Source organism: Flavobacterium longum (genome assembly GCF_965137575.1).
Classification (GTDB): domain Bacteria; phylum Bacteroidota; class Bacteroidia; order Flavobacteriales; family Flavobacteriaceae; genus Flavobacterium; species Flavobacterium longum.
The window spans coordinates 237739-251306 of record NZ_CBCRZJ010000002.1; the positions used below are offsets into that span (position 1 = coordinate 237739).

Consider the following 13568-nt stretch of genomic DNA (forward strand, 5'->3'; position numbering starts at 1 on the left):
TACATGACACGAAGCCGGCTGTATCTTATCTTGGGCATTGCCTGTCTGGTAGGATACAGCTGGCTTTTTTATGCCAACTGGCAAATGCGCCAAACCGAAGGCATTCACTTGTGTTTCATCAGGAATGTTTTTGGAATACCGTGCCCGACTTGCGGTTCCACGCATGCCGTGCTGCGATTGTTTAATGGCGACATCAGCGGCGCATTTTATGCCAACCCGATAGGCTTTGTCATTTTCGGGATTATGGTGGTTTTGCCGCCGTGGCTCGTGTATGACCTGATTGCCAATAAAAGCACCCTGTTGGGCGTTTATCAAAAAACCGAAAAAATCGTTCGCATCAAATGGATCGCCGCGGTGCTGGTCGCGCTGGTTCTCATCAACTGGATATGGAACTTCTACAAAATATGAGCAAATTCCCTACAAAGCCTACCGAGCACGAAGCCGAGAAAGCTTCCAACAGCTACCTGATGTCACTTGTGGCGCTGGTGGCCGGATTGCCGATCCCGATCATCAATCTTTTCGCGACGTTTGCGTTCTATCTGGCCAACCGCAAATCCACGTATTTCGTGCGCTGGCATTGTACGCAAGCGCTTTTTTCGCAACTCTGCATTTTGGGCTTGAACAGCGCCAGTTTCTGGTGGACGATGTCGATTTTGTTCGGTGGCGAATCTGTCAGCAATGAATATTTTGCCTATCTCTTTACTGTAATCATCGTCAATCTCGTGGAATTTGCCTCAACCATTTATGCGGCTGTCCAGGTGCGCAAAGGCATTCACGTAGAAATCTTTTTCTTCAGCGGACTCACTAATTTAATTTGCAGGAAGTAACATGGGAGCAAAGACATTATTCCAAGGATTCATTGCCATTTTAATCGTCGTCGCGCTCTGGTTTGGTCTGTCGCAGATTGACTTTATGCGCATCATGAAGGTCGATGCCAAGACCGATGACCTCGAACAAAAACTCGGCGACCTATTTTGGGAAAGCATCGAACGTTCCGAAGATGTCATCCGGAATGATTCGGTGAACAGCGCCGTCGATAAACTCGTGACGAAACTCGCCAAGGAAAACGGCATCAAACGCGACGAGATCAAGCTACATATCATCGACAAAGATGAAATGAACGCTTTTGCGATGCCGGGCAATTACCTGATCGTGTATTCCGGCCTGATCGACGAGTGCGACAACGAAGCGCAACTCGCAGGCGTACTCGGGCACGAAATCGCGCACTTGCAGAAACGCCACGTCATGAAGAAAATGGTCAAGGAATTTGGCCTTTCGGTCTTGTTGTCTATTTCTGGCGGCCACGCCGGACGCGTCACCGCCGAAGCCGTGAAGGCGCTTTCTTCTTCGGCGTATGACCGCTCGCTGGAAAGTGAAGCCGATTTTACGTCGGTGGATTACATGATCAAAGCCAACATCGACCCTACGCCTTTTGCCGATTTGATGTACAAAATGGCCGAAGAGCAAGACTTGCCAGAAGCCGTGTATTGGATGTCCACGCACCCCGAATCAAAGGAGCGCGCCAAGGCCATTCTCGACTATGTGAAAGGGAAAAAATACACTTCCCAGAAAGTGCTCACCGATGCAGAGTGGAAATACCTAAAGGAAAAAGTCAAGCACGACTTATTGTAATTCGCCTTTTTCTGCCAGCCTGCGTTCGAGTTCGGCCTGAAATTCTTCCATGACCGGCTTTACGGTGCTTTCCGGCAAATCAGCGATGCGGATGTACATCAAACCGTCAACAGCATTGTTGAAAAGCGGATCCACATTAAACGCGATCACGCGCGCATTCTGCTTGATGTATTTCTTGATGAGCACCGGTAAACGCAGACTCCCGGGTTCGATTTCGTCAATGATTTTATCGAATTTGTTCAGATCGGCTTCGGCTTCCTCAAATACGAAATCCTTGTCGGCGTCCTTAAGCTTTACCTTGTATTCCTTCTTCGGATAGACGTATTGCGCTACATACGGGTCGTAATAATGCGACTTCATGAACTCGATCATCAGCGACTTCGAGAAATCCGAGAATTGGTTTGAAATCGACACGCCGCCAATCAGGAATTTGTGTTCTGGATAACGAAGCGTCGTGTGTACGATGCCTTTCCAGAGCAGGAACAGCGGCATTGGTTTTTGTTGGTATTCCTTGGTGATGAACGCGCGGCCCATTTCAATGGACTTGCTCATCATGTCAAAAAGTTCGGGTTCAAACCTGAACAATTCCTGTAGGTAAAAGCCATCGATGCCGTATTTCGGGAAGATTTCCGAGCCCAATCCCATGCGGTATGCGCCCGCAATTTGGTTGGTATCTGAATCCCACAAAAACATGTGGTGGTAATATTTGTCGTATCGGTCAATGTCGATGGATTCGTTCGTGCCTTCGCCCACTTCACGGAACGTCACTTCGCGCAAACGCCCGATTTCGTGCAAGATGTTCGGGATTTTTGAGGCTTCGGTAAAGAACACTTCGTAATTTTTGCTTTGCAGCATCCGGGCGTCGCCTTTTCGCAATTCTGCAATTTCCTTTGCCATGGCTTCGGTGTTGGCCGGCGTGGCAATGGTTTTCGGCGATTTCGGGATTTTCAGGTTGGTTGTGTTCAGGAACGAGCTGTCTTTGTCAAACGCATTGGCCAGCATGTAGGTTTTCTTGCGCAGGAATTCCGAGTATTGCTCGAGGGTTTCATGTTCATTCTGTTCGGCCACGGAAATCGGCTTGCCGATCCTGACCTTGATCACGCGGTCTTTCTGCGAGAATAATTCCGAGGGAAGTTTCGCCGTGCGCAACGTGTCGCTGATCTTTGACAGATGGTAAAACAATCGGCTGTTCTTGGCATGGAAATAAATCGGGACAACCGGTACTTGCGCCTTTCGGATGACTTTGATGGCGCCTTCTTCCCAATCTTTATCGACGACGATTTTGCCATCTTTATAGGTCGAGACTTCACCGGCCGGAAACATGCCGAGCGGTTTGCCGTCGCTCAAATGACGAAAGGTTTCCTTCAGCCCAACGGTGCTCGATTTGGCGTCTTTGTGCGTCTCGAACGGATTCACCGGCATGATGTACGGTTTCATCGGTTCGATGCGGTGCAACAAAAAGTTGGCGATGATCTTGAAATTCGGTTCGCGCTCGAGCATGAGTTTCAGCAGCAAAATGCCGTCGATGCCGCCCAGCGGATGGTTGGATATCGTGATGTAAGCGCCTTCTTTCGGCAGGCGTTTCAGGTCTTCTTCCGGAATCTCGAACTTGATCTGGAATTCATCCAGGATGGCGTTGAGGAATTCAAGGTCTTTCAGGTGTTTGTTGCGGTCGTAGATTTCGTTGAGGTGCGAGATCCGGAGTACTTTCATCAGCAACCACCCAGAAAAGGTGCCCAAAAAGCCGTATTTGTCAGCATTGATTGCCTTTGCAACTTCTTTGGCGGTTACTAAACCCATGCGTAGTTTTGTTTATAAGGGAAAAACAAAGATAGCAAAAAACTCATACGGGCAAAGGCGATTTTCAGGTCGTGGCAGACGTATTTTTTGTTATTTTCGAGGGCAAAATCCGTCCATGAAAATCATCTCTTACAACGTCAACGGCATCCGTGCCGCGATCAATAAAGGTTTTGTACAATGGCTTCAGGCCGCCGATCCGGATGTCATCTGTTTGCAGGAAATCAAGGCCACGAAAGAACAAATTCCGTTGCTGGATTTTGAACTGGCGGGTTATCCGTATCACTTCTGGTATTCGGCAGAAAAGAAAGGCTACAGCGGCGTGGCGATTTTGTCTAAACAAGAACCGGACAATGTGGTTTTCGGGACCGGCATCGACCACATGGATTTTGAAGGCCGAAACATCCGGGCAGATTTCGGCGATGTTTCCGTGATGAGTTTCTACATGCCCAGCGGCACCAATGCGCTCCGGATTCCGCACAAGTTCATGTACATGGACGATTTCCACAACTACATCGACAACCTCAGAAAAGAACGCCCGAACTTGATTTTGTGCGGCGACTATAACATTTGCCACGAAGCCATCGACATCCATGATCCGGTGCGCAATGTGCGGGTTTCGGGTTTTCTGCCCGAAGAACGGCAGTGGTTTTCCAAATTCATGGAAAGTGGTTTCATAGACAGTTTTCGTCACTTCAACAAAGAGCCGCACCAATATACTTGGTGGAGCAACTTCGGCAACGCGCGGGCCAACAACAAAGGCTGGCGGCTCGATTATGCGCTGGTGTCTGAACCCATGAAGGACCGGATGAAACGAGCGGTGATTTTGCCTGAAGCAAAACATTCAGACCATTGCCCGATTTTGCTGGAAATAGACTAAGGTTTTCGATGCAAGCTCTGTTTGGAAAAGTGTGGCTTTCCCGCAGCTGTGTCGTTCCGGGGTTTTGTAGTTTACCTTCAGGGAAGGGGCGGGCTTATCCCTGGATATTTTGGCCCAGACCGGGCAAGGAAACTTTCATATTGTCTGGCTACAAACTTGGCGGCATACAATTTCGTTAATATCGTTTTTGAAAACTTTATTTTCATCCCGACAGCCGGACTTGGCTTTTGTTTACTTTTCGGCTAACAAACAAGACAAAAATGATTAGAAGATTATCACTCGCATTGTGTAGTATAGCGTTGCTTGCGTCCTGCGTTTCCAAAAAAGTCTATACCGAACTTGAGGGCAAATACGCCGACCTGAAGAAGGAAAACCGACATTTGCAAAACCAGATTGATTCGCTGGGTACGGCCAAAGCCCAAGCCGAAACCGAAAACGTCAACCTTCAGGGCGAAATCGACAAACTGACAGCCGAACGCAACAAGCTTCAGGCGAACTTGTCGGCATCTGAGAAGAATCTCAAAACCCTGCAAAGTTCCTATACGGCACTCGAAAACAACAGCAACGAAGCGTTGGAGGCCAACATGAAAAAGAACCGCGATCTGTTGGCGCAATTGGAAGCCAAGGAAAAAGCGCTGGCCGAAGAACAATCCAGACTCAACGAAAGTTCCAAACGACTCAATGAGCTCGAAAGCATGATTGCCGCCAAAGACGCGGGCATGAAAAAACTCAAGGAAACGTTGTCTAAGGCGCTCAACAATTTCGAGGGCAAAGGCTTGACCGTGCAGCAAAAGAACGGGAAAGTCTATGTGTCGATGGAAAACAAATTATTGTTCGGTTCCGGAAGCTGGGCCGTTGGTTCAGAAGGCCGGAAAGCCGTAGTGGAAGTCGGGAAAGTCTTGGCCGCCAACCCAGATATTTCGGTGTTGATTGAAGGACACACGGACAACGTGGAATACGCCGGTTCCGGTCCTATTGCCGACAATTGGGATTTATCGACCAAGCGCGCCACAGCCATCGTCGCGATACTGAGCGAAAACAAAAGCATTAGCCCGCAAAACCTGACAGCGGCCGGACGCAGCGAATATGCGCCGGTAGCGAGCAATGCATCGGCTGAAGGGAAATCCAAGAACCGCCGCATCGAAATCATCCTGACGCCAAAACTGGACGAGATTTCAAAAATGTTGAACGATCTTTAAAGAGGAATCTCTTTAGTTGACCGTGATTTTGGATACTTGGCGACCGCCGGTAGCGTCCGTGATTTGTACAATGTAAAGACCAGCACTAAGGTTTATAGAAACGGTTTCGACATCACTTTCGCCGAGTTTTTGCTGATGCAACAACTTCCCGGACACATCATATATTGAGACAGCATCGAGCGTCTTACCCGACGTATTTCGAATGTTCAAAAATGAATGCGCTGGATTCGGCGCGACACTCGCCAACGTAGCGCGTTGGTCGGTGGTGCTCAAATCAGCATCAATAATCTTGTAGATTGTGGCGCCAGTGGCGATATACAATTCGCCGCTGCTGTCTTGACCAAAAGTGATGAATGCGTAATCCGTTTCAAAATCAGGCGTATAACTAATGGTTCCTGCCTCACTAATGATGCCGATGCGCTTTCGGCAGAAATCAGTGAAAAGATACTTGCCGGTAAGCGATTCGTAAATACTTCCGCGATATACATAACCGCCAATTACAGAACAACCCTGACTATGTCCGTAAACTGCAAACGGAGCCGTGAGCATCGCAGTAACTGAACATTCCGCGGTGTTATATGGAAGTGTTCCTTCATAACAAGGCCAACCGAAATTAAGTCCTGAGGGTAGCGGTGCTGAAATCTTATTCACTTCTTCTTGGGATAGTTCACCGACGTCTGCGATCCAAAGGTCGCCGGTTTGTTTGTCGAATGAAAATTTCCACGGATTTCTCACGCCCATAGCCCAAATTTCGTCGTTGCCGTCGGCCCCGACAAATGGATTGCCAGCAGGAATATAGGGCGCTGTGGCATCTACATCTATCCGGATGATTTTCCCGAGGCTTTCCTGAATATTTTGCGCGCGGGCGCCACCGTCTCCACCGTCTCCAATCGAAATGTAGAGATACCCGTCAGCGCCAAACTTTATCGTCCCGCCATAGTGATTGAAAAAAGGGTGCGGTATCGTCACCAATACCGTCTGGCTACCTGCGTCTGCGATGTTAGGATCGGCACTTACCGAATAGCGTGACAATTCTACAGAATTGGTGATGCCGTTCGTGTAGTAAACATAAAAATACCCATTAGCAGCATAGTTTGGATGAAAAGCCATGCCGAGTAAACCCCGGTCTGACATCGTATTTAGCAGTCCTTCCGGCATCGTCAGGAATGGCGTTGAATTTACAGTTCCGTCGGCGTTCAAGACTTTTATAAGCCCTTCTTTTTCCACCACAAAAAGGCGGTCGTCACCAGCCGTTGTAATTTCCACGGGGTAATTAAAGTCCGTTGCAAATGGCACTATTTGGATGTTTTGGGCAGAGCACAACAGCCCGAAGAAACCAACGGACAAAAAAAGTTTTTTCATAAAAATGTTTTGGCGTCTAAATTTACAAAACATTCTTATAGATTGGCGCTATTTCTTGAAAACAATGCCGTGCCGGTTAAACAAGCTGGGCTCGACGGGCGTTACTCGATACTTAACTTGGAGGTGAATCTGGCACCCGCGGCATCTTCCACGGTGGCGATATACAATCCGGCAGACAGCATACTCGTATCAACGGAATTGGTTTCCATGTCGTTCAGCGGCTGGCTCATCAGGCGTTTGCCCGACAAATCATAAACACTGAAGCGCGTCGCGGAAACGCCTGACTGATTGCGTACGAAAATTTCCGTTTGGGCTGGGTTCGGATAAATCGAAAAGCCACTTTCGGCCACATTGGCTACGCCCAGCGACGTGTCGATAATCCTGAAAATGGCGCCTGTTCCGGCGTTGGCCACGTAAAGTTCGCCGTTGACATCTTCACCGAAAGTCGTTACGCTGCCCATTCCGGCGATGTTCGGCGAAATGGTGAGCACGCCGGCGTCGGTAAGTGAAAATATCTTGCCCAGACAATAATCGCCGAAGATGTATTTCCCGTTGAAATTCGGGTAAAGGCTTCCAGTGTAATAGTAGCCGCCAGTTACCGCGCAGCCGCCGGTAGCGGTTTGGGTGTAGTCTTCCAGCGGGAACGTGTAATTTGAGGCTGCCAAACAGCCGCTCGGATTAAAAGATGCAGAACCTTCATAACAACGCCAGCCGAAGTTCAATCCAGGAGACAGCGGTGCCGCTACTTTGTTGACTTCTTCCACTTCGCCTTGGCCGACGTCGGCAATCCAAAGGTCGCCATTCAAACGGTTGAATGACCATTTCCAAGGGTTGCGCAATCCGGTGGCCCAGATTTCATCGTTTCCGTCTACGCCTACGAACGGGTTGGTCGCCGGAATGCCATACGGTGAAGCCGAATCGACATCAATCCTAAGCATTTTCCCGAGATTGTCGTTGATGTTCTGTGCGCGGTTGCCCGGGTCGCCACCGCTGCCACCGTCGCCCATTCCGATATACAAATAGCCGTCGGTACCAAAATGAATCGTACCACCATTATGGTTGGAAAACGGTTGGGTCACCGTCAGCAGAACCGTTCCCGAAGTTGGGTCGGCAATGTCTGGGTTGGCGTCGCTTACTTTGTATCGGGCAATGGTTGTGGCACCATCGCCGGCGCGGGTATAATTCACATAAAAGTAACCGTTTGAGGCATAATTCGGATGGAACGCCAAACCGAGCAGGCCGCGTTCACCGCCGCTGACGATTGTTGTAGTGGTCAAGGTCAAGAAGTTGGTGGCATTGGCCACGCCCGTCGTTGGCGTTGACGGTTTGACGATTTTGATGCCGCCTGATTGCAGCACCACGAACAAGCGCGAATCACCTGGCGGATGCGCAATTTCAACCGCGCCGTTCATGCCGGTCACGTACGTTGCGATACCGAAGGTCTGCGCGAGCATCAGTCCAGGAAGCAGCAACGCCAAAAAAGTAAGTTTTTTCATAGCTGATTTTTTTAGGTTAATCGTGTAAATGTAAAAAAATAAGTCCGAAAAAAAACAGCAACGTGTTGTAAATGTGTTACATAATTGCCATAAAAAAGCATCCCGGAGGATGCTCGATTTATTGGTATAGGTTTGCGAAAGTCTTGTTCTTCGGCGACTTGACCTTGTAACTGATCCTGATTTTTCGCGTTTCGTTAGGCGCCAGTTTCAACTCCCAGCGCAACAGCCCGGTTTCTTGCTGTTCTTTCGCCTTGTCGGACTGCAGCAATTCTACGGTGACGTCTTTGTCTGTGCTGATCGGGTATTGGTCGTGCAGCGAAAGTTCCACCATTTCTTTCTTGTTGTTCCTAACGATAATGTCATACGTGAAGATTTGTTCCTTTGACGACGACAGGAATTTTGTCCCGGATTTCTCGACGATTTTTTCGCGGCGGATGGAAATCTTTTTGTCGCGGCCCATGCTCAGGCTCAGCGTGTCCGCAGTCTCGTTAGGGTTGATCATTGTTTTGCCCACGTACATGTCTTCAAAAATGATGTTGGCTTCGCCCGGCAACAAATTGTACGCAGAATAATCATCGAGTGAAGCCATCAGGAACGCATCTGTTTCGGCCCGCGGCGCTGCGTAATATTTGTATTTGGCCGGCAGCTTGATTTCCTTCAGGGCAACACTGTGCGCTTTTCCGTTCGACAAGATATCATACGGGATGTCGATGTCGAAATTTACAGTAAGTTGCGTCGTGGTTTGTCTTGCTTCCACCGTACTGGCCACGCCCCGGATTTTTGTTTCGCGGTCAGGTTTGTACGCCTGTACGACGACTTCTTGCAGCGCTGCATCAGATGCGTATCCTTGAAGTTGTTCGGCTGGGTGGTAGTACGCCAAGAACCAAGGTGAAAGAATGGGTGCCTGATTGTTCTGGTTCGGATAACCACTTGACAGACTGAGTTTGACTTTTTTCCAGTCGATGCCGCTGTATTGTGTCACTTGCGCTTTGTAGAGCATGTTGATGGGCGCATTGATGTTGTCTGCCCGCAAATCGTAAAATGGTTTCCATGAAGCGGTATTGGTGATGTAGTTGATGTCCAGCGAGACATTCCCCGCGACGGCGTTCATCACTTGCAGGATCAATTTGCCGTTAGAGGTTTTTTCAAGTTCTTTTTCGTTCGTTTCCAGTGCGGCGTTCAATCGTTGCACAATGGCATTGAGCTTGGTTTCGCGCTCTTGCAATGCATTGATGGCATTGTTGATCTCGATGCGTTTGGCTTTATTGTAGTCGAGGAGTTTGGTCAGTTCTGCCACGCTCAAACCTGTGTTGGCGCCGGCCACGCTCATGTTCCGGTCCAGGAGTTCCAGTGATTTCGAACCTGTATTCTTTTCGATTTGAACCTTGGCGATTTCTTTTTTGACCATCGAAATGCTGTCGCGTACTTTCTTGATGGCTGGTGCATTTTCGTCGGGTTCGAACTCGGAAATGTAATTGGTGGTGAACTGTACAGACAACACCGTTACCGAAGACGGCGCGCCGATTTGAACCGTGTTCTCGCTCAGCTCATTCGCGACATTCTTGACCACGACTTCGCTCGTTCCGGCGGGCAAATTAATCGAAGCCGATTGCGAGAGTTCGGCGGCGTTGTAATAAATGGTGGCGGCTTTGACCTTGGCGGTCGTGAAAACAGGTTTTTGGGCGATGGCCAACATTGGCAGCAACAAACCCACGATGATGATTTTTCTCATGACTCTTGATTTTTAAGACAAGAGCATGGAAAAGGCGCGCGGGTTGGCAGGCGTGCGGAGAATTAAAAAACAGCGTTAGGAATCAGTGATTTAGAAATCGAACTCGTCCATTTCGGGATCGGGTTTTACCAATTCTACCTCGTCGCGCACCTTGATGTACGAACGCGCCGGGCCGGAAATGAGGAGTTTTTTGATTTGATACAGCGTGTCTTCGGTATGCAGCAAACCGCGCTGGAACATCAATCTGGTGAGCCGTTCCTGATGCCGCGAATAGGCCGTACGGAGTTCGCCTTGGTCGTCGAATTGCCACATGAAACGTTTCGGGCTCGGGATGATCGACGCCAGGAAAAGACATTCCTTGAGGTTCAATTCCGATGGGTGTTTCTGGAAATAAAACCGCGCGGCTTCGGTGATGCCGTACACGTTCGGACCCCATTCGATGATGTTGAAATACACTTCCAGCATCCGTTCCTTGCTGCTGATGCGCTGGTTTTCCAGGACATATACCAGCAGGATTTCCTCCAGTTTCCGCGAGAGCGTTTTCTCGCGCGTCAGGAAAACATTCTTGACGAGTTGCATCGAAATCGTACTGCCGCCACGCGCGAATTTCTTGGTTTTGATGTTCTTGATGATGGATTGTTTGAAGGCTTCGCTGATGAAACCCTTGTGCGAGAAGAACGACGGATCTTCAGACGTCAGCACGGCGTGCCGGAGCAGCGGCGTAATCTGGCTCAGCGGCGTATAATTTGGCCCTGACCCTACTGAAATCGGGCGTTGCGGGCGGCCATTCTCGATGGCACGGTAGGTGAAATTCCCGTTGATTTTTGCCAGATCGGCCTCGCCATATTTCAGGATTTTCAGGCCGTCTTTGTTGAGCGTGCTGTTCAGGACAATGTCGCGCGGCTTGTTCTTGTTGTATTTGAAATCAAGATGATAGTCAAACGAACCTTCGGCGACCATGCCTTCGAAATGCGAAAACAGTCCTTTCGGCAAGGATTCGATGAAGTCCTGCGCCTTCATTTTCGGGATGTCGATTTGGAGTGCATAAGTCGTGTCTTGCGCGATGCTATACTCGACGAACGGATGGAATTTGAGTTTGTCCAGCGTGCCGGTGGAAGTGCTGTCAATCCTGATGAAATCTGGGCCAAACAAGAAGTTGTAGTCGAAACGTGCCTTGTTGATGTACACATCTTTGGAAGCGATTTTCTTGTGGTTGATGCGCAGTCCGGCAATGGAAGCAAAGCCGTCCACGTGGAGTTCGCCGCCGTCCATTTCGAGATTCGACAAATTCACCCGGATGGAATCGAAACCCGCTTTGAGGTTGTAACGTTCGTCCAGATACGGCACGCGGATGGCGCCGGTGTCGAGGTTGAAGAATTTCAGATCGGCCTTGCGGTCGCGTGGGTCGGCCATGCCTTTGATGCGCCAACGCTGGGCGAATGTGTCTGTTTTTACGCGGATGGACGTTTCGAGTTGTTCGTCCTGCAATTGCAATTCCTGCAGGTTGACTTCGGCTTTCTTTCCGTTGTCGTTGATGCGCAGCGATAAATTAGTCAATTTCATGTCGGTCGGGACGAGGTTGAGCAACCGAGACAAGATGCGATACGTTTTGCGGGCGTAGTCTTTTTTATTGTCGGTCACGACTTCCACTTCCGCCGCGTCTTTCTTGTTCTTGATGAACGCATCGAAATTCTTGATGGAATCTTTCTTGACCAGTTGTATGAAGCCGTCGCGAAGTTCCAAGTCTTCGAGTTGTACGCTGCCCACGAGCAATTTCATGATGTTGACATCGGCCTTGATCGAACTGACTTTAAAGAGCGAATCGGCGTTGTTGGGCACGAGTGCGACATCGGTCAAATCAATGCCGGCCAGCCCGCGGAATCTGGCTTCCTTCACCGAAAAAGTCGCGTCGTATTCGGTTTGCGTCTTTTCCTTGATTTTCGCGATGACTTTCTCCAGGATCATGCCCCGAAAAATGAAATAGCCCGCCGCGAGCAAGACCAATAAGGCCAATACGATTTTTGCGGTGAGCACGCCCCAACGCTTGAGTTTAGTCTTAGTTTCCCTTCTCATCCTAAAGTTGCTGGAATAAAAGTACGGATAAAAGTTTACCCGAACAAGGCGGCCGCCACATCTTCAATCCGGGACACGAGCCGGACTTTGATGAGCGTATTTTTGACGGTGATTTTGTTGTATTTTGACACGAAGATCGACGCGAAACCAAGCTTTTCGGCTTCTAGGATGCGCTGGTCCACGCGATTCACCGGCCGGATTTCGCCCGACAAACCCACTTCGCCCGCAAAGCAACAGTCTTTCTCCACCGGAATGTCTTCGTTCGAGGACAAAATTGCGGCCACGACAGCCAGATCAATCGCCGGATCGTCAACGGAAATCCCGCCTGTAATGTTTAAGAACACGTCTTTCATCCCCAAACGGAAACCCGCACGTTTTTCCAGTACGGCCAAAATCATGTTCAATCGTTTGGCGTTGTAGCCGGTCGTGGAACGTTGCGGCGTGCCATAAACAGCAGTTGAAACAAGCGCTTGGATTTCAATCATGAGCGGGCGCATGCCTTCGAGTGTGGCGGCAATGGCCGTTCCCGATAGGTTTTCTTCGTGGTGTGATATCAATATCTCCGACGGATTGGCGACTTCGCGAAGTCCGCTGCCCTGCATTTCGTAAATGCCGAGTTCGGCTGTCGATCCAAAACGGTTTTTGAGCGAGCGGAGTATGCGGTACACATGGTTGCGGTCGCCTTCGAATTGCAAAACGGTATCAACCATGTGCTCCAAAATCTTCGGCCCGGCGATGTTGCCGTCTTTGGTGATGTGCCCGATCAGGATGACCGGCGTTCCGGTTTCCTTGGCGAATTTGATCAGTTCGGCGGTACATTCCCGGATTTGCGAAATGCTTCCGGCGGCCGATTCGATGTAATCCGTATGCAAAGTCTGGATGGAATCGATGATGACCACATCGGGTTCGATTTCCTGGATTTGACGAAAGATGTTCTGCGTTTTCGTTTCCGTCAGGATGTAGCAATTGTCTTCCTGCGACGTAATCCGTTCCGCGCGCATCTTGATTTGCTTCTGGCTTTCTTCGCCCGAAACATAAAGCGTTTTATACGGAAGCCGCAGCGAAATCTGCAAAAGCAAGGTACTTTTCCCGATGCCGGGTTCGCCGCCCAACAAAATCATTGATCCGGGAACGATGCCGCCGCCCAACACGCGGTTGAGTTCGCCGTCGCGCGTGTCGAGTCGTACTTCCGCCGACGAATCAATTTCGTTGACCCGAAGCGGTTTCGCGGCCTTTTTGCTGGAATTATCGTCCGGCTTCCATGATGCTTTTTCGGCCTTCTGGATGATTTCTTCGGCAATCGTATTCCATTCTTTACAGGAATTGCACTGGCCTTGCCATTTGGCATATTGGGCGCCGCAGTTCTGGCAAAAGAAGGTTGTTTTTATTTTCAATTA

The 13568-nt window shown here is 49.5% G+C and carries 11 protein-coding genes; 5 read left to right on the top strand and 6 right to left on the bottom strand.

The genetic code is table 11. The annotated features are described in order from the left end of the window. The first annotated feature begins 3 nt into the window (after positions 1-3). Genes ACM9J1_RS04095 through ACM9J1_RS04105 form a run of 3 tightly spaced genes read left to right on the top strand, consistent with a single transcriptional unit; the run spans position 4 to position 1632 of the window. Positions 4-408 (top strand): DUF2752 domain-containing protein, encoded by a 405-nt coding sequence (locus ACM9J1_RS04095; protein ID WP_415580665.1) that lies wholly within the window; start codon positions 4-6, stop codon positions 406-408. Next, positions 405-827, top strand: a complete 423-nt coding sequence (locus ACM9J1_RS04100) for a magnetosome magnetite crystal formation protein family (RefSeq protein ID WP_415580666.1) — start codon at positions 405-407, stop codon at positions 825-827. Before ACM9J1_RS04095 ends, ACM9J1_RS04100 begins: the two co-directional genes overlap by 4 nt. A 1-nt stretch (position 828) precedes the next feature. Continuing rightward, on the top strand, positions 829-1632 hold the full coding sequence (locus ACM9J1_RS04105; RefSeq protein WP_415580667.1) for a M48 family metallopeptidase: 804 nt from the start codon (positions 829-831) through the stop codon (positions 1630-1632). On the opposite strand, the gene ACM9J1_RS04110 is transcribed toward ACM9J1_RS04105, so the two are convergent. Beyond that, positions 1624-3432 (bottom strand): GNAT family N-acyltransferase, encoded by a 1809-nt coding sequence (locus tag ACM9J1_RS04110; protein ID WP_415580668.1) that lies wholly within the window; start codon positions 3430-3432, stop codon positions 1624-1626. The two genes, ACM9J1_RS04105 and ACM9J1_RS04110, sit on opposite strands and share 9 nt — an antisense overlap. Before the next feature lie 115 nt (positions 3433-3547). On the opposite strand from ACM9J1_RS04110, the gene ACM9J1_RS04115 reads away from it, so the two are divergent. Further along, positions 3548-4309 carry an exodeoxyribonuclease III gene (locus tag ACM9J1_RS04115; protein ID WP_415580669.1) on the top strand — a complete coding sequence of 254 codons (762 nt, stop codon included), beginning with the start codon at positions 3548-3550 and terminating at the stop codon, positions 4307-4309. A gap of 260 nt (positions 4310-4569) precedes the next feature. Then, on the top strand, positions 4570-5508 hold the full coding sequence (locus ACM9J1_RS04120; RefSeq protein WP_415580670.1) for an OmpA/MotB family protein: 939 nt from the start codon (positions 4570-4572) through the stop codon (positions 5506-5508). 12 nt (positions 5509-5520) lie between these two features. On the opposite strand, the gene ACM9J1_RS04125 is transcribed toward ACM9J1_RS04120, so the two are convergent. The 5 genes from ACM9J1_RS04125 to radA all read right to left on the bottom strand — a co-directional run bounded on the left by ACM9J1_RS04125 (position 5521) and on the right by radA (position 13565). Further along, positions 5521-6870, bottom strand: coding sequence for a PQQ-dependent sugar dehydrogenase (locus tag ACM9J1_RS04125; protein ID WP_415580671.1), 1350 nt, complete (start codon positions 6868-6870; stop codon positions 5521-5523). Between the two features lie 101 nt (positions 6871-6971). Next, positions 6972-8366, bottom strand: a complete 1395-nt coding sequence (locus ACM9J1_RS04130; RefSeq protein ID WP_415580672.1) for a PQQ-dependent sugar dehydrogenase — start codon at positions 8364-8366, stop codon at positions 6972-6974. Between the two features lie 118 nt (positions 8367-8484). Further along, positions 8485-10098, bottom strand: coding sequence for a DUF4139 domain-containing protein (locus ACM9J1_RS04135; protein WP_415580673.1), 1614 nt, complete (start codon positions 10096-10098; stop codon positions 8485-8487). A 90-nt stretch (positions 10099-10188) separates the two neighbouring features. After that, positions 10189-12171, bottom strand: a complete 1983-nt coding sequence (locus tag ACM9J1_RS04140) for a transglycosylase domain-containing protein (protein WP_415580674.1) — start codon at positions 12169-12171, stop codon at positions 10189-10191. A 35-nt stretch (positions 12172-12206) separates the two neighbouring features. After that, positions 12207-13565 carry a DNA repair protein RadA gene (gene radA, locus ACM9J1_RS04145; protein WP_415580675.1) on the bottom strand — a complete coding sequence of 453 codons (1359 nt, stop codon included), beginning with the start codon at positions 13563-13565 and terminating at the stop codon, positions 12207-12209. Between the last annotated feature and the right edge of the window lie 3 nt (positions 13566-13568).